The 15,871-nt window shown below is 41.3% G+C and carries 16 protein-coding genes and 1 riboswitch; of the genes, 11 read left to right on the top strand and 5 right to left on the bottom strand.

The genetic code is table 11. The features are described 5' to 3' along the window. Positions 1-5 precede the first annotated feature (5 nt). Positions 6-1,346 carry a sugar porter family MFS transporter gene (locus tag JNUCC41_RS03530; protein ID WP_228467519.1) on the top strand — a complete coding sequence of 447 codons (1,341 nt, stop codon included), beginning with the start codon at positions 6-8 and terminating at the stop codon, positions 1,344-1,346. 100 nt (positions 1,347-1,446) lie between these two features. Then, positions 1,447-1,525, top strand: a riboswitch (ZMP/ZTP riboswitch). Positions 1,526-1,663: 138 nt separating this feature from the next. Beyond that, a complete protein-coding gene (locus tag JNUCC41_RS03525) occupies positions 1,664-2,863 on the top strand; it encodes a phosphoglycerate dehydrogenase (RefSeq protein WP_192206402.1) in 1,200 nt (399 codons plus the stop codon). A 217-nt stretch (positions 2,864-3,080) separates the two neighbouring features. Here JNUCC41_RS03525 and JNUCC41_RS03520 read toward each other — a convergent pair whose 3' ends face one another. From JNUCC41_RS03520 to JNUCC41_RS03515, 3 genes are all read right to left on the bottom strand, one after another. Beyond that, entirely contained in the window at positions 3,081-3,248 is a 168-nt protein-coding gene (locus tag JNUCC41_RS03520) for a hypothetical protein (protein WP_192206401.1), read from the bottom strand. Then, positions 3,245-3,376, bottom strand: coding sequence for a hypothetical protein (locus JNUCC41_RS27030; RefSeq protein ID WP_286182337.1), 132 nt, complete (start codon positions 3,374-3,376; stop codon positions 3,245-3,247). The genes JNUCC41_RS03520 and JNUCC41_RS27030 overlap by 4 nt, the downstream gene beginning before the upstream one ends. A 339-nt stretch (positions 3,377-3,715) precedes the next feature. Continuing rightward, the gene (locus JNUCC41_RS03515; protein WP_192206400.1) at positions 3,716-4,177 is read right to left on the bottom strand and encodes a hypothetical protein; all 462 of its coding nucleotides are present in this window, start codon (positions 4,175-4,177) and stop codon (positions 3,716-3,718) included. Positions 4,178-4,455: 278 nt separating this feature from the next. Here JNUCC41_RS03515 and JNUCC41_RS03510 point away from each other — a divergent pair, with 278 nt between their 5' ends. The 4 genes from JNUCC41_RS03510 to JNUCC41_RS03495 all read left to right on the top strand — a co-directional run bounded on the left by JNUCC41_RS03510 (position 4,456) and on the right by JNUCC41_RS03495 (position 7,308). Then, positions 4,456-5,514 carry a M4 family metallopeptidase gene (locus JNUCC41_RS03510; RefSeq protein WP_192206399.1) on the top strand — a complete coding sequence of 353 codons (1,059 nt, stop codon included), beginning with the start codon at positions 4,456-4,458 and terminating at the stop codon, positions 5,512-5,514. Positions 5,515-5,546: 32 nt separating this feature from the next. Further along, the gene (locus JNUCC41_RS03505; RefSeq protein ID WP_192206398.1) at positions 5,547-5,858 is read left to right on the top strand and encodes a protealysin inhibitor emfourin; all 312 of its coding nucleotides are present in this window, start codon (positions 5,547-5,549) and stop codon (positions 5,856-5,858) included. 462 nt (positions 5,859-6,320) lie between these two features. Then, positions 6,321-6,875, top strand: a complete 555-nt coding sequence (locus JNUCC41_RS03500) for a competence protein ComK (protein WP_192206397.1) — start codon at positions 6,321-6,323, stop codon at positions 6,873-6,875. Between the two features lie 163 nt (positions 6,876-7,038). Continuing rightward, complete coding sequence (locus JNUCC41_RS03495) at positions 7,039-7,308, top strand: excalibur calcium-binding domain-containing protein (protein WP_192206396.1); 270 nt, start codon at positions 7,039-7,041, stop codon at positions 7,306-7,308. Positions 7,309-7,853: 545 nt separating this feature from the next. Here JNUCC41_RS03495 and JNUCC41_RS03490 read toward each other — a convergent pair. Further along, positions 7,854-8,117 (bottom strand): hypothetical protein, encoded by a 264-nt coding sequence (locus JNUCC41_RS03490; protein WP_192206395.1) that lies wholly within the window; start codon positions 8,115-8,117, stop codon positions 7,854-7,856. A gap of 390 nt (positions 8,118-8,507) precedes the next feature. Here JNUCC41_RS03490 and JNUCC41_RS03485 point away from each other — a divergent pair, with 390 nt between their 5' ends. Both JNUCC41_RS03485 and JNUCC41_RS03480 read left to right on the top strand, forming a co-directional pair. Then, a complete protein-coding gene (locus JNUCC41_RS03485) occupies positions 8,508-9,881 on the top strand; it encodes an Nramp family divalent metal transporter (protein ID WP_192206394.1) in 1,374 nt (457 codons plus the stop codon). 95 nt (positions 9,882-9,976) lie between these two features. Further along, positions 9,977-10,954: a 2-hydroxyacid dehydrogenase gene (locus JNUCC41_RS03480; protein ID WP_192208021.1), complete on the top strand. Its 978-nt coding sequence runs from the start codon at positions 9,977-9,979 to the stop codon at positions 10,952-10,954. Between the two features lie 970 nt (positions 10,955-11,924). On the opposite strand, the gene JNUCC41_RS03475 is transcribed toward JNUCC41_RS03480, so the two are convergent. Continuing rightward, positions 11,925-12,182 (bottom strand): zinc ribbon domain-containing protein, encoded by a 258-nt coding sequence (locus JNUCC41_RS03475; RefSeq protein ID WP_192206393.1) that lies wholly within the window; start codon positions 12,180-12,182, stop codon positions 11,925-11,927. Between the two features lie 406 nt (positions 12,183-12,588). Here JNUCC41_RS03475 and helD point away from each other — a divergent pair, with 406 nt between their 5' ends. The 3 genes from helD to sspL all read left to right on the top strand — a co-directional run bounded on the left by helD (position 12,589) and on the right by sspL (position 15,513). Then, on the top strand, positions 12,589-14,925 hold the full coding sequence (gene helD, locus JNUCC41_RS03470; protein ID WP_192206392.1) for an RNA polymerase recycling motor HelD: 2,337 nt from the start codon (positions 12,589-12,591) through the stop codon (positions 14,923-14,925). A gap of 79 nt (positions 14,926-15,004) precedes the next feature. Continuing rightward, positions 15,005-15,241, top strand: coding sequence for a hypothetical protein (locus JNUCC41_RS03465; protein ID WP_192206391.1), 237 nt, complete (start codon positions 15,005-15,007; stop codon positions 15,239-15,241). Between the two features lie 140 nt (positions 15,242-15,381). Further along, positions 15,382-15,513 carry a small, acid-soluble spore protein L gene (gene sspL / locus JNUCC41_RS03460; RefSeq protein ID WP_034304091.1) on the top strand — a complete coding sequence of 44 codons (132 nt, stop codon included), beginning with the start codon at positions 15,382-15,384 and terminating at the stop codon, positions 15,511-15,513. Positions 15,514-15,871: the final 358 nt, after the last annotated feature.

Below are 15,871 nucleotides of genomic sequence, written 5' to 3'. Positions count from 1 at the left end.
AAACTTTGCAAAAAATTCCGAATATTATGTATGTTTATGCGATCTTTGGCGGCTTGGCCGGACTATTATATGGTTTTGATTCCGGGGCCATTTCTCCTGCAATCCCATTCATCACCGAGGAGTTTGGACTAAGCCCGTCAGGTCAAGGATTGATTGTAAGTTTCCTGCTATTGGGGGCATTGCCTGCCATCGTCCTCTCCACTTCACTATCAAAGGTGCTTGGAAGAAAATCGCTCCTGATTGGGGCAGGCATCACATTCATCGTCGGGTCGATTGGCTGTGCCTTCGCTACAAATGTAAGCGTTTTAATAGCATCGCGATTCATCCTTGGAATCGGCTGTGGAATAGCCAATATGTGTTCTCTTATTTATCTGGTGGAATTGGCTCCTCCTAAAATCAGGGGATTGATCGGAGCTTTATATCAATTAAGTGTAAACGTCGGGATCTTGAGTGCTTACATAGTGGGGGCTTCCTTCTCCGCTAGCGGATCTTGGAGAATCATGCTCGGAATCGGAATCATTCCAGCAGCAATCTTCACATTTGGAATGCTTATCTCACCGGAAAGCCCGCGGTGGCTCATGACTGCAGGAAAGGAAGACCGTGCAAGGAAAGTCTTGATGAAACTAAGGGGAACGAAGCAAGAAGTGGAAGATGAAATAAACGATATCAATCATTCTCTTAAACAGCAAAGCGTAGGGTTCAAACATTTAATACACCAATATAGAAAAATATTGAATATGAATTTCATTCTAACATTCTTCCAGGTCTTCACGGGAATCAATGCCGTCGTATACTTTGCCCCAATCATTTTTGAAGGGGTTGAAATCAACGGATGGAGCGGTTCCAATATAGCAAACTTCGGGATCGGGACGGCCTTGGTCGTTTCCACTGCCATCTCTTTATTCATCGTTGATAAACTAGGTAGAAAAACGCTGCTCATCTACAGTATTGGCGGTCAGGTCCTGCCGCTGATCGGATTGGCGCTATTTTCGGATTATACGATTTTCAGCATGGTTTGTGTGTTCTTATATGTCTTCGCATTCGGAATCGGCCTTGGACCCGTCTTCTGGCTATTCATACCGGAAGTGCTGCCATTGCAGGCAAGAGCGATCGGAATGGGCGTCATCACCTTTTTGCAATACACATTGAACTTCCTTTTTTCATACACGTTCCCGCCACTGTTAAGTGTCATTGGCAATAACGTTTTTCTCATATATGCGGTCTTATCAGTGGTCGCTTGCGTATTCATACACTATAAAACTCCTGAAACGAAAGGGAAATCATTGGAGGAAATTGAAGAATACTGGCGTGAACAAGATTTGGCAAAGGCCATTAAACCTGCTTGAATTCGGCCATTGCAGCCGCTAAGTTGCGGCTTCTGCAAAAAAAGAGATAAAAATGATATTGAAGATTGCTGAATAGTTTGATAGAATAAAATAAATGAAAAAGACTATGTGCAACTGGCGAAACACGGATAACCGTGAGGGAACACATAGTGTCGTAGCCGTTCGCCTGGGCAGAGGTAAGGGATTTTATCCCTTGCCTCTTTCTGTATATTAATAGATAGTGAAGGTTTAAAGTATGCAGATTTTCATGGGCTTAAAAATCCTGTAAGTATTTTGAAATTTCAAAACTATCATAAGCAAAAGAGGAGCAAACACAAATGAGCACATTACTTTTAGAAAAAGTCAAAACGATCAAAGCGTTAAATAATATTGCCGAAAGCGGGCTGAATGTATTCAATAAAGGCGAATTCAAGGTCGACAATGACAGTGAAAACCCTGATGCGATCGTTCTTCGCAGCTTTAACATGCATACTATGGAATTCGGCGATCAGTTAAAGGCAATCGCAAGGGCAGGGGCTGGAGTCAATAATATTCCGGTCGATAAATGCACTGAGCAAGGAATTGTCGTTTTCAATACACCTGGTGCTAACGCAAACGCTGTAAAAGAAATGGTGCTGACGTCATTAATGGCCTCATCTCGTAACCTTTTTGCAGGTGTGGCTTGGACTAAGACGCTTGAAGGCGAAGGAGAACAAATTCCAAAGCTTGTTGAAGCAGGAAAGAAACAATTCGTTGGTAAAGAAATCAAGGGGAAAACTCTTGGCGTAATCGGTTTAGGTGCGATCGGTGCACTTGTAGCGAATGATGCCCTGGATTTGGACATGGATGTCATTGGGTTTGACCCGTTCATCTCTGTTGATACAGCTTGGAACTTGTCCCGCAATGTACAGCGCGCCATGACAATTGAAGAATTGTTTGCAGAATCTGATTATATTACAGTACACGTTCCATTAACTGACGACACAAGAGGAATGTTTAACCAAGAAACATTCAGCATCATGAAGCCGGGCGTACATATCTTGAATTTCTCACGCGGCGAGTTAGTGAATGAAGAGGATATGCAAGCTGCACTTGAAAGCGGAGTGGTAGGCAAGTTCATTACTGACTTCCCGAATGAAAACGTGTTGAAAATGAAAAATGTCGTTCCAATTCCGCATCTTGGTGCCTCTACGCTTGAATCAGAGGAAAACTGTGCCATCATGGCAGCCCGTCAGTTGAAGAACTTTTTAGAAACAGGGAACATCAAGAACTCTGTGAACTTCCCAAATACTTCCCTTCCTTATACAGGAAACCGTCGTGTGGCAACTTTCCACGAAAACGTTCCGAACATGGTTGGGCAAATCACACTGGCTGTATCTGGCTTTAATCTGAACATCGCTGACATGGTTAACAGAAGCCGTGGGGGATATGCGTATACGATCATCGACATTGACGGTGAAGTAAACGGCGATATCATTCCTGGCTTGGAAGAAAAAATCAAACAAATAGAAGGCATCGTTACAACTCGTATTATCTAATTTGAACAGGAAGACTTTCTTGCTCAAATAATAAGTGAAAGCCCCAATTCCTTTATGGAGCTGGGGCTTTTTTATGATAAAAATGCCAAGTTATTGCGTGTTGAGAACCTAGGGTTTAAGACGAACACATCCTGGCAGCTCAATATATTTTCACTTGAGGTCAAAACTTCCTCCATCACGAATTGTTAAGCATCGAAATTCTCCAATCAAAAACCTGTTATGGTTTCACATCTGGATTTTCTTCATAATGTACAAACAACATCAAGTAGATTGCGAATAGAAGATGCAAATAAAGTGGAATATTCTTATCGTTTTGAACGACAACAAATATGTAAATTCCATATAGCAAAATTGGAATGGTTAAAAGGATTCTCAGCTTAGTCATAGGTCATCCTCCCAGTTATCCTCGAATAATAATACATCATGCAGTTGAGCCATTTGAAAATCATTTTCTGCTATTGCTTTCATTAAACTTCCACAATTATCTTCCTTAAGAACATCTGCTTGTTTCATAGTTTCATCCCCTTAGTTTACAGAATATTCTGTCAATCATATTACTACAATAGTATGAAGGACAGGGGAAATGATGTCAATCTATATTCCATTTGTACTCATCTTGGTTAAGGATGTCTACCAAAATCACTATCTCATATATATATCTACTTAGTGAGATGGGCAAAAAGGTACATTTCTTTATTCAGAAGACCCCTCAAACAGGATAAGCAATGCGGTCAGTTCAATAAGGCGTTTGGTAATTTGCTATTGTAAAAGAATCGTCCCAATGTGATACAGAGACGATTCCTTATGTTAAACACCATTTCTGCACAGCATGATTCCCCTATATCAACTTCCCTACAAATTATGATGAAGGATACTCGATGTTAAAAAAGCTCCAACAGGAGGTAATTGCTCGGTATAGGCGCTACCGCCAGCAGGAAATTGATTCAAAGGTATATCAGTGGTGGCAATCCAAGACCCAGATTCACCTGCTTGCAGAGAGGGAGGCTTCATGAGAAAACGTCCTTGTAGAATAAAATGCCGAATCCTAATCTGGTTATCATCAATCATGGTTAAATTGCCAGAGAATGTGGCATAAGGTGAATCAAATGAGATTTGTTTAGTGCTTTTATTCCAAAATCCATTAATCGGAATAGGTGTACCCCGAAAATTAATTGTACCCATTACCCTTTTATCCGTAATAGAGTTAATCGAAAATGTGCCCAAAATGATCGTTCTGCCAGCTATTGAAGCGTGGATGCCCCATAATGTTGGGAATGGAAAGCTAACCGAAGAAGTACCCTGTGAAGTTACCAATGCTATGCCCTCCCTTAAATGTTGTTTATGTTCTGAGGAAGCTTCCTTGTTTAAAGATACAATCCAGTATATGCAGCACGGGGAGAATAATCCAATAAACAAAGGTGAAGCATTACATCCCTGCCTGAAAAAAGGATTGAACGGGTCGCAAGGAACGGAATGAAGGGAAATGAGGTAAATACGGCGAAAGTAATCTATAGAAATGTGTTGAAGAAAAGCAGCACTCTTGAAAAAAGAAATGGTATAGATCGTAAAAAAACTTTAAAGGAGTGACGAATATGCATAATAACGATTGTTCCAAAAGGTGTCAGTGTTTCATCGTACCTAATTATATTCTTGAGAATTTGGCACAAAATGATGTGGAAGAAGCACGGATCAGTTTAGTGAAAAGCCGTCAAATGCGCAGGCGCAGGATCTTTAAAGAATATGATATTGACGGTGTTGTCGCTTTAACGGATGCAGGATCTGAACGTCAAGGTGAATCTGCCCGACATGTTTACGATTGTAAAGGGGGAACGAAACTCCGGCAGAATGAGGCAAGGAAAGAAGGAGATCGATCAAGTGCAGACCCTGTTGTTAACGCTGCATACGATTATAGCGGAGTTGTGCGTGACTATTTCAAGGATGTCTTGCACCGTAATTCAATTGATAACCAAGGCCTTGATCTCATTCTGAACGTTCATTATGGGAATAAATTCACGAATGCCTATTGGGACGGAGATGAAATGGTATTTGGTGACGGCGATGGGGTCATCTTTAGCAATTTTGCCAATTCACTCGATGTAATTGGACACGAACTGACACATGGGGTTACGCAGTTCACAAGTGGATTGGAATATGAAGGTCAGTCCGGGGCTTTGAATGAACATCTTTCAGATGTGTTTGGAGTTACCATAAAACAATTTCACTTAAAGCAAACGGCAGGAGACGCCGATTGGCTAATCGGTGCTGATATAATGGGACCGACACTGAAAGGGCAGGCACTCCGTTCGATGAAAGCGCCAGGTACTGCATTTGACAATAAGTTAATGGGGAAAGATATTCAGCCTGATCATATGAAGAACTTCTATAAAGGAGAACGCGATAATCATGGTGTCCATATCAATAGCGGCATACCGAACAAGGCCTTTTATCTAGTATCCATGGAAATCGGAACGGACAAGGCGGCTTTGATCTGGTTCAATGCGATGCAGAATTTATTTGCAACGGCAAACTTCAATCAATTCGTGCAAATTGTCATCAAAGCAGCGCAAAAGCTCGTTGATAGCGGAGAAGTGCCTGAAACAGCCATAGGAACAATTGAAAATGCTTTTAAAGCGGTTGGATTGCCTGAGTAGTCATATTCCATGAATAGGAGGACTCATCTAACATGCATATCAAATTTAGCTGCATAGGGGGATTTGCCAACCTCGACTTGAATTTCCAGATAGATACAGATGAATTGCCAAAAGAGCAAAAGGAAGAATTGCAGAACTTAATGATGACAACGGATCTTCCTAATGCTGCCGAAAGCAAAAAAGTAAAAGCGCAAGGGTTCGACGCGTTTTCATACCAACTGGTTATAGCAGATGAAAAGAAGCAGCAGTCTTTCTCTTTTACTGACATAACAGCTCCAGAGGAAGTGCGGCCCTTATTGGATTATTTACGGGATTTAGCGATTGAAAAAAAGATGGCAGAATAACCACGTCAAAAAAAGTCTATCATCACGATAGGCTTTTTTGACGTGTTTTAAAAGTTCACAAAAATGTCATTTCATTTCACTTTTATATGAATTTTGGCTGTTTGTTCTCTAAATGGACACAAAATAACAAGGAAATAGCGATCTGAGAAGCAGATTTTAAAAGGAAATTCGAGATTTTTTATAGAGTGAGCCAATTAAACAGGCAATGCAGCCACAAAAGGGAAAGAATTTTGATAGAGGTAAAATCAGATTGATTTTACAAAAAATACATAAAATAGGATAATGGTCGCATGGAGGTGAGTGACATATCTGAAAGGAAAGTGCGAGAGACGGAAATAAAAACCCCTAGGTGAGGACGTCCTGGAAGACATCACCTAAGGGCTTGCGAGCAGGAGTATACCTGCCTCTATATCCAGTATACTCCAAAAAAAATGAATAGGGAAATGGGGAGTGAATGGAAGGATGATACGCAAAAACTATTTATTGAATGTGGATACGGTGGGAATGATGGAGCATTACGATTCCAATGGTGTGGAGATGACCACGGTAGTGGAAGGGGAGAACACATTCCATGTTGCCCAACCGCGACAGGAAATCCTGAATAACACGCTAAACCACTTTGGGCTGGATCTAGATGGAGGACTTGCAGCAGCCAAATCCGTGCTTGGCGGTAAATACAGGCTGCCTGTCTGCATAAACGCCCAGCTGGGAATGGTCTGGTTCTCCTCCCGATCATTTCGGAAAAGGGGAGGGATCTGGTTTTCCTACATCCATATTCGAGATCTCGAGGAAATGAACGAAAAAGAGACATTGGTCCACACAAACTACGGACATTGCCTTCCAGTAAACTTAAGTAAAAATCAGCTCTCCTTCAAAAGGGATCAAGCCTCCTATTTGCAAACGACCTTCCATGAACGCTCATTAGGCAGAAAGACCTTTTATTACGAGCCGGGAAGCGGAATCACCTTTTGCAAAGAACCTGGGGAGGTCCATTACAGGGTGAAAGGGAAGGAATAATTAAATCAATGAGAAAAAGATCGCCGAATTGGCGGTCTTTTCTTCGGAATAGATAGAGTGAGAGCGGGTTTAATTTTAAATATGGAAATATAGTTATTGTAAAAAGCGAAATGATACATTATGATTAGTGAAAAGTTAATTTTTAGGAAAGGGAGTTCATATTTTGAAACGATTATTTGCTATTTTACTATCTTTTGGACTAGTTTTGGGTCTCTCGTTTGGCGCGAATGATGTTGCCGGTGCCAAAACAAAGGTGAAGACGTATAAAAACTGTACAGCATTGAATAAAGACTACAAAGGAGGCGTGGCTCGTACATCTTCCGTTAAAAATAAAGGAGGAAAAACGAAATACAAACCTCATGTTTCAAAGGCGCTATATGACGCCAATAAAAAAAGCGATCGTGACAAAGACTGGATCGCTTGTGAAAAATAAGGATTATTCTAAGAGGCCTTTTAAAAGAAGGTCTCTTTTTATTTGGCTGTTTTCGCATACTTTGTTGCTATTTACCAAGTAGTGAGGTGTGGTTGATTTCCCCTTCAGATGCTCGCTTTCCGCGGGGCGGGCGGTGAGCCTCCTCGGCGTAAACGCCTGTGGGGTCTCACCTGTCCCGCTGCTCCCGCAGGAGTCTCGCACTTCCGCTCCAATCAACCTTAAATCGTTTCATTTTAAAAACAACAATCTTTACGAAAAGAGCCTTTTATTTAGATTGCTGCTATACATAAATGGTAAGCACCCGGGCGGTTTAAGATGAATGGAGTCCATTACAGGGTGAAAGGGAAGGGATAATTAAACCAATAAGAGGCAGACCGCCGAATTGGCGGTCTTTTGTATTTCCAACATATTATTGATCGTTTCTGCTGCCTTCTAGTTTAGTTTTAATGAACTCGATCCAAGTTTTCCGCTCCAGGCACGCGCTTTTCCCGCAGGAGTCCCGAACCTTCCGTTCCAATCAACTATGTTTTTAAAAATTCATTTTTTTATTTTTCAAACCGTCCAAAATGAGTGTTTTCTCGATTTATAAGTGCATCACCAAGATTAATTCTGTTCATAAGTCTCTCATGGTCCGAAGGAAAACGTTCTTTAATATTTGCAACTCCCTCTATTGTTGGGATATTACCATTAGGCACAGGACGTTCTTCTCTTTGAAATCCGGGGTTCAAACTAGGCCTGTCAATTGTATCGTTGTCATCATTATTATTCCCGGCATTATTAAATGAATCATTGTTATGATCTTGTGGCATATATTTCACTCCTTCGCTTATATTATCCGCTGATGGCATTAATCTATTCGCACGCTGTTCTTATTCGTAATCCATATAGTAACGAATCCTGTATTTTCTAATCCGCAACAACGCCAATTCTCTTAATGGACATCAAGTGCGAAGTGTCAAAAGTTTTTTTTAATGAAAGGTTATTAAAAAACTTATAAATATTATTATTGACTTACATTTTAAATTGTCTTACAATTTCAAAGTGAATAGTCAAAACATTCAATCAAATGGAAGGGGAGCTTTTCAAGCTGATTCACTTCATCATGAAGCATGACAACATACTGCAGTGTACACTTTATGTCAATTCGGTATAAGGTCTTGTCATAATTTCAAAATCTGTATATCTAGAGTTATCAAAGTATGAATGCTTTAGAAAAAAATGAAAGCGAATACATTACTCGCTGGAATGGAGTGAATAACTTGAAAAATCAATCAAACTTTGCTGAATCCACTGTGATTGTTCCGGAGGTCGTAAGTAAGAAGCCGAATTTCATCACGAAGTTCAAAACATCTTATGGTCCTGGGATTCTTGCCGTGTTAACGTGGCTTGGAGCCGGGGATCTGGTAACTTCATCGGTTGCCGGGGCAGATTATGGATATAGCTTAATGTGGATTTTAGCTCTGTCATTAATCCTTCGTTTTCTTATCGTTAATGTTATCGCCAGGTTCCAGCTCTGTAACACAGAGGGGTTAACTATACTTGAAGGATATGGACGTATCCACCCATTCTTCGGTTACTTCATGTTTGGTTATGCACTAATAATGGGTCATCTTTTTAATGCATATATGATTAAGGGAGCGGGAGAGGTATTATCGACCCTATTCCATGTTAACCAGCCATTCTTAGCTTCAATGGTCGTTGTAGGATTAGTTTTTATGCTTATTGGCAGGAATATTTATAATAGAATTGAAAGTGTCATGAAAGTGCTTTTGGCGTTATTGACCATTGCCTTCTTGTTCCTGGCCATTCAAGCAACACCGGATGCGGGGCAAATCATTAAGGGAACAGTTGGTTTTAGCATTCCAAGTGATACTGGCGTTCATGGAGCATTATTGGTGGCGATTTCAATTATCGGTGCAGTGGCAGGATCGATTTCGAACTTTGTTCATCCATATTTCATGAAGGAAAAGGGATGGACGAAACCGAGTCATGTAAAGGTTCAAAGAAATGATTTGCTTTTTGCCATCGGAGTTTGCATCGTGATTAATTTGGCCATTTGGGTGGTCGGGGCAGAAATTTTAAAACCGAATGGAATTCATGTGGAAACGATTGATGACTTGGCAATGGCATTACAAATGTCGTTAGGACAATTTGGCTGGTACATTTTCTATCTTGGTGTATTTGGCGTATTGTTCGCGAGTGTAGTAGGGAAGTCAACTGGTTTTCCTAGATTGATAGTAGATGCCTTTTATGTAATAAATAAGGATCGTCGCGAAAAGTACAATGGTAAATATGAAAAAGATCCAATGTATAAATGGATTATGATTTTTGTATTGGTTACCCCAATCATTTGGTCCATTCCCGGCATGCCTGGTTTCATCGCTTTGACAATCGGAGTAAATGCAATAAACATCATCGGTTTTCCTATTATCGCTATTGGGATGCTGGTGCTATCAAATAAAAAGAGCTTGATGGGAAAATATAAAAACAATTGGTTCGAAAATATCATTCTATCTTTAGCTTCCATTTTAGCGATTTGGTCCGCCATTCAATTAGCTACAACCTTTTTTTAAATAATGGTAGATTATAGGTAGAGGTATTTCAAAATATATGTGTCTGCATTTGATCCCGATGGGGTCCTACTTTATTGGAAGTGAGGGTACTAATGATGAAACCGAAAGTAATCATCTATAAGAAAGTGGCTCAAGAAGTGTTGGATTATGTTCGAGAGACTTGTGATGTCGTTTATTTTGAAGGTCTTGACTCACGAAATTATCCTGAATTCCTTCAAGAGCTGAAGAACGCAAAAGGCATATTAGGTTCAGGATTAAAAGTGGATAAAACTTTACTGGATCAAGCACCGCACTTAAAAATCGTCTGTAATTCGTCAGTTGGTTACGACAATTTGGATATAACCGAGTTGTCCAATCGAGGAATCATGGCCACGAACACTCCAGAGGTATTGAATGAGACAGTCGCAGATACGATTATGGGCTTGATGCTGTCCACGGCGAGAAGAATGCCGGAGATGGATCAAATGGTAAAGTCAGGGCAATGGACATCGAATTTCGGAGAAAAATCATTTGGGTTGGACGTCCATCATAAAGTATTAGGGATTATCGGGATGGGCGGAATAGGTTCTGCCGTTTCAAAAAGGGCCCGTTTTGGATTCGATATGAACATCCTATATCACAATAGATCTAGAAACGAAGAAGCAGAACAAAAATATGGAGCTACATACTGTTCTCTGGAAGATCTGTTAAAGCAATCTGATTTTGTCTGTTTGATGACACCGCTGACTCCCCAAACTGAAAAGATGATGGGGGAAAAAGAATTCAAGCTTATGAAAGAGACTGCCATCTTCATCAATTGTTCTAGAGGGAAAACAGTGGATGAGGAAGCCTTGATCACTGCGCTAAAAAACGGTGAAATTCACGCGGCAGGACTGGATGTCTTTGTACAAGAGCCCGTCCAGGAAGACAATCCGTTGCTTTCCATGAAGAATGTCGTCACTTTGCCTCATATCGGTTCCGCAACATATGAAACCCGCCTGAAAATGGCGATGTTGGCAGCAACCAACCTTGTAGCCGGAATACAGGGAGAAACTCCGCCTACCTTGATTAAAGCTGGAGTAAAGGTGAAGTGATTTCTTAAACAGCATTTATAAATTAAGATGGATAGCCTTATTTGGGGCTATCCATTTTTTGATTTCGTATTATTCAATAAAACAAACAAGCCCTCACTATAAAGGAGGGCTTCTGGCTGTAGGCGAATTTGTTACTATAGATTTCCACTCCAGGCACTCGCTTTCCGCGGGTGGTCCGGGAGCCTCCTCGGCAGGCCTGCGGGGTCTCCCTTGGACGCACTATTCCCGCAGGAGTCTCGTACCTTACGTTCCAATCACCTTTGTTTTAAAATTAGAAGCCCTCACTATAAAGGAGGGCTTCTGGCTGTAGGCGAATTTGTTACTATAGATTTCCACTCCAGGCACTCGCTTTCCGCGGGTGGTCCGGGAGCCTCCTCGGCAGGCCTGCGGGGTCTCCCTTGGACGCACTATTCCCGCAGGAGTCTCGTCCTTACGTTCTAATCACCTTTGTTTTAAAATTAGAAGCCTTCACTATAAAGGAGGGCTTCTGGCTGTAGACGAATTTGTTACTATAGATTTCCACTCCAGGCACTCGCTTTCCGCGGGTGGTCCGGGAGCCTCCTCGGCAGGCCTGCGGGGTCTCCCTTGGACGCACTATTCCCGCAGGAGTCTCGTACCTTACGTTCCAATCACCTTTTTTAAAAAAATATAAGCCCTCACTATAAAGGAGGGCTTCAAGCTGTAGACGAAATTGTTACTATAGACTTCCACTTCAGGCACTCGCTTTCCGCGGGTGGTCCGGGAGCCTCCTCGGCAGGCCTGCGGGGTCTCCCTTGGACGCACTATTCCCGCAGGAGTCTCGTACCTTACGTTCCAATCACCTTTGTTTTAAAAATAGAAGCCCTCACTATAAAGGAGGGCTTCTGGCTGTAGACGAAATTGTTACTATAGACTTCCACTCCAGGCATACGTTTCCCTTGGATACGCTTTTCCTAAAGGAGTTTTGTACTTTTCGTTCTCTAGTAGTTGATTATTTCCATCGCTCTAACTTCGGGATGCCCCTAGTAAAGAACTTAGCAATAAATTTAGGCATTTTCATATTTTTGATCATATGATTTTGAACAAATTTTTGCATTTCCATCGCAGTAATCTTTTGAGTGAATTCACCATTCATATAACAATGACTGCAATATTTAGTGCTTTTACTACCATCTTTTTCAGTTCCTCCACCTAATTCATCTTTAGATAGCGGCATTCCACAGCTCTGACATGTTTTATATTTTTTCATGATAAATTCTCCTGCAAAAAGTTTTATTCTAAACATTATCTAACAAACAAAATGAAGTCAAGACAATAGGAATCACATATCATCGAAACGACGAATCAACCGTTGATGTGGGTGTTGCCGTTATATAAGGCAGGACTAGCGGAGCATTTTTTCAAATAGTCATAAAAATAACCAGTCAAGCCACTGCTCAACTGGTTATGGATATACATGTTAAATTAGAGTTTAAAATGACGATTCATTACGGCAACTGTTGTGTAATATACATTGATATAGTCCTGAAAATGTGATAAATTAATATAGAAACACATTTATAAATATAATATAACAGTTTACCCCTTACTATAAGTGTAAGGTAAAACTCACCTCTAGTCAACCCCTATTTTTATTTTTTGAAGGAGTGTCTGATATGAACGATGAAATTCGGCAGGAGCAAGAACGTTTGGATGAGGTGATCGAAACAATAACGAAACAAATCGGCAAAATTGATGGAGAAACTTCACAGCGCAGAAAAGAAGTTGTTAATATCCGTAAACATTTTTGGGATGACCTCAAGGTTAATATGGATACTTTTGATGATTACCTCGAGACCATCATTGGCTTAAGGCAACAGGCTCAAGCCTTGTCAGAAAGGGAAGGCGCACATAGATATTCCTACAAGAGGTTATCTACACTGCGCCGCATGCAGGAAGTACCTTATTTCGGCCGGATCGATATCACTGAAGAAGGATCTGCCCTTACCGAACATATTTATATAGGGACCTCCACTCTTACTGATGCAACAGGAGAAAATTTCATTGTCTACGATTGGAGGGCCCCGATTTCGAGTGTTTATTATGACTTTCCTCCCGGCCCCGTACAATACTCTACTCCCGGGGGCATGATTTCTGGGATGTTGGAGAAAAAGTGGCAATATATCATCAAAGGAGGCGTTATCGAATCAATGTTCGATACGAGTCTCACCATTGGGGATGAGATACTGCAGCAGGTGCTTGGCAAAGGAACAGATAAGCATATGCACAGTATTGTGGCCACCATTCAACGGGAACAAAATAGGATCATCCGGAACGATTGCGGACGTCTGCTCATTGTTCAAGGTGCTGCCGGCAGCGGTAAGACATCAGCTGCCCTCCAACGGATCGCATACTTGCTCTACAAGAATCGGGAATGGCTAAAAGCCGACCAAATCATTTTATTCTCTCCTAACTCCATGTTTAATAACTACGTATCCAATGTGTTGCCCGAACTTGGCGAAGAGAATATGCAGCAGGTAACATTCCAGGAATACTTGGATCATCGTCTGACTGACTCATTTCAAGTTGAGGACCCTTATGAGCAATTGGAATTTTTGTTGACTGCAGCGGATGATCCTTCCTATAGCACCAGGACAGCGAGTATCCAATTTAAGGCATCGATTCGTTTCTTTGAGATCATCAAAACATACAGGCAATCACTAGAACGATCTGGAATGATCTTTAGAGGGTTAAAGTTCCGCGGGGAAACGCTCGTCTCCGCCAAACAAATCTCGGAAAGATTTTATAACACGGACACCACCTTACGTTTTCACAATAGGGTTGAAAAGTTGAAAGAGTGGTTATGTGAGATGCTTGATGAAACGGAAAAGTCTGAGTTGAAAAAACCTTGGGTCCAGGAGGAAATCGAGTACCTTAGCAAAGAAGACTATCAAAAGGTATACAACCAATTGGAGAAAAAACGCGGCCATACTGAAGATTCCTTTGACGATTATGAGAAAGAGCATAAAATGCTCGCGCGTATGATTGTTCGCAAGAAATTGAAGACATTACGCAAACGGGTAAAAGCACTTCATTTCATCAATATTAAGCAAATATACAAGCAGCTCTTTGACGAACAAATACAGAATGAACTGTGGAATGAGGGTGAAACACCTGTCGAAAGGGAAATATGTTTATCAACGCAAAAAATGCTGGACGAAGGTAAACTGTATTACGAAGACGCGACCCCATTTTTGCTGCTGAAGGAGCTAATTGTAGGATTTCAAACGAATACCTCAATAAAATACGTGCTTGTAGACGAAGCGCAGGATTATTCTCCATTTCAATTCGAGTTTTTGAAACGGTTGTTTCCTTCTGCAAGGATGACCGTGCTCGGTGACTTTAACCAGGCAATATTTGCACATGCCAGCGAACGGGTGGATTTCCAGACTCTTGCCAGTTTATACGGAGTAACTGAAACCGAGAGTATAACCTTGGATCAAAGCTATAGATCCACAAAGCAGATTATTGAATTCACACGTGAACTAGTTCCTGAAGGCCATCGAATTAAGGCATTCGAACGTGAAGGCGAGAAGCCAGTACTGACTCAAGTGTCCAGCCGTGATGAATTGCACCGCAAAATCGTGGCTAAAGTCAAAGACTTTCAAAGTCGTGAATATAATACCATCGCAATAATCTGTAAATCCGCTGCCGAAAGTGCCGCTGCATACGATGCCCTTAGTATCCACGGTGAATTTAAACTCGTACAGAAAGGCACAAATGAATATGAACAGGGGGTTGTTGTCATTCCGGCTTATTTGGCCAAGGGCATCGAATTCGATGCTGTCATCATTTATGATGCATCTATGCAGACATATGGTGATGAGAGCCTGCGAAGATTGTTCTACACCGCATGTACCAGGGCTATGCATAACCTGCAAATATATACGGTTGGCGAAGCCAGTCCTTTCTTGCAAAACGATGCAACGAAGCGTTTCCTTCTGACAGATTAACGTTTCCTTTCTTCTCCTTTCATTTTATTGTTCTTTTATCAAATACTATAAAAGAATCTTTAGAAAAGGAGGAGATGAATTGACTAACGAGAAAGAAAACAGATCCGTAAGACTTGATCAGGCGGAAGCTGGAGAAAGTCATGTGACTGGTGCATCAACGGTTGAACCAGTTAATGATGGCCATTATCATTATCCAGGACCCATGGAAGAAGGCTATAGTGGAAATACAGGAAGAGCGGTACAGCCTGACGGGAAAGAAAATCCCGATATTCCTCAGAACAAAGATACAATAAATTACACCCGTGCTTTAAAGTAGGTCCTTCCAACAAACAGCTGTTTTGAAACCTGTGTAGACTTTGTTTCTATGCAGGTTTTTTATTGGGGTGATCTTTATAGAAACCCACCTCGTTTTTAATTTATAACAGTTCGGACATAATATACTTGGAGGTGAAGGAAATGAGTAAAAAGACAGGAAGAGGTCGCATTGCACCAAGTGTTAACCCGCAGGGACACGGAAAAGATGTGGAATTCTCCACTGAGCCAAAAAGCGATCTTGAAAACAAGGCAAAAAAGTCCAATACAAAATAAGCGCATTGGGAAAAAATATGGTCATACTTCATAAAGAATGCCCTTCTCTTAGACGAGAGGGGCTTTTATAATCTAGGCTGTTTTCGCATACTTTTTTGCCATTTACCAAGTAATGTGGTGTGGTTGATTTCCCCTCCAGATGCTCGCTTTCCGCGGGGCGGGCGGTGAGCCTCCTCGGCGTAAACGCCTGTGGGGTCTCACCTGTCCCGCTGCTCCCGCAGGAGTCTCGCACTTCCACTCCAATCAACCTTAAATCGTTTCGTTTTAAAAACAACAATCTTTACGAAAAGAGCCATAATCTATAAAGTTTTTGTCGATGAATCATCCGTTTCTGAAGCAGTGAAATGTGAAAGAGTGT

This window comes from Brevibacillus sp. JNUCC-41 (assembly GCF_014844095.1).
GTDB lineage: Bacteria > Bacillota > Bacilli > Bacillales > DSM-1321 > Peribacillus > Peribacillus aracenensis.
Note: the sequence above shows the minus strand (reverse complement) of the source record. Positions and strands in the feature narration are given on the sequence as shown.

Coding starts and splice junctions, on each gene's coding strand:
- JNUCC41_RS03525 (WP_192206402.1), top strand. CDS start 1,664: ATGAGCACATTACTTTTAGAAAAAGTCAAAACGATCAAAGCGTTAAAT.
- JNUCC41_RS03520 (WP_192206401.1), bottom strand. CDS start 3,248: ATGACTAAGCTGAGAATCCTTTTAACCATTCCAATTTTGCTATATGGA.
- JNUCC41_RS27030 (WP_286182337.1), bottom strand. CDS start 3,376: ATGAAACAAGCAGATGTTCTTAAGGAAGATAATTGTGGAAGTTTAATG.
- JNUCC41_RS03510 (WP_192206399.1), top strand. CDS start 4,456: ATGCATAATAACGATTGTTCCAAAAGGTGTCAGTGTTTCATCGTACCT.
- JNUCC41_RS03505 (WP_192206398.1), top strand. CDS start 5,547: ATGCATATCAAATTTAGCTGCATAGGGGGATTTGCCAACCTCGACTTG.
- JNUCC41_RS03500 (WP_192206397.1), top strand. CDS start 6,321: ATGATACGCAAAAACTATTTATTGAATGTGGATACGGTGGGAATGATG.
- JNUCC41_RS03490 (WP_192206395.1), bottom strand. CDS start 8,117: ATGCCACAAGATCATAACAATGATTCATTTAATAATGCCGGGAATAAT.
- JNUCC41_RS03485 (WP_192206394.1), top strand. CDS start 8,508: ATGAATGCTTTAGAAAAAAATGAAAGCGAATACATTACTCGCTGGAAT.
- JNUCC41_RS03480 (WP_192208021.1), top strand. CDS start 9,977: ATGAAACCGAAAGTAATCATCTATAAGAAAGTGGCTCAAGAAGTGTTG.
- JNUCC41_RS03475 (WP_192206393.1), bottom strand. CDS start 12,182: ATGAAAAAATATAAAACATGTCAGAGCTGTGGAATGCCGCTATCTAAA.
- helD (WP_192206392.1), top strand. CDS start 12,589: ATGAACGATGAAATTCGGCAGGAGCAAGAACGTTTGGATGAGGTGATC.
- sspL (WP_034304091.1), top strand. CDS start 15,382: ATGAGTAAAAAGACAGGAAGAGGTCGCATTGCACCAAGTGTTAACCCG.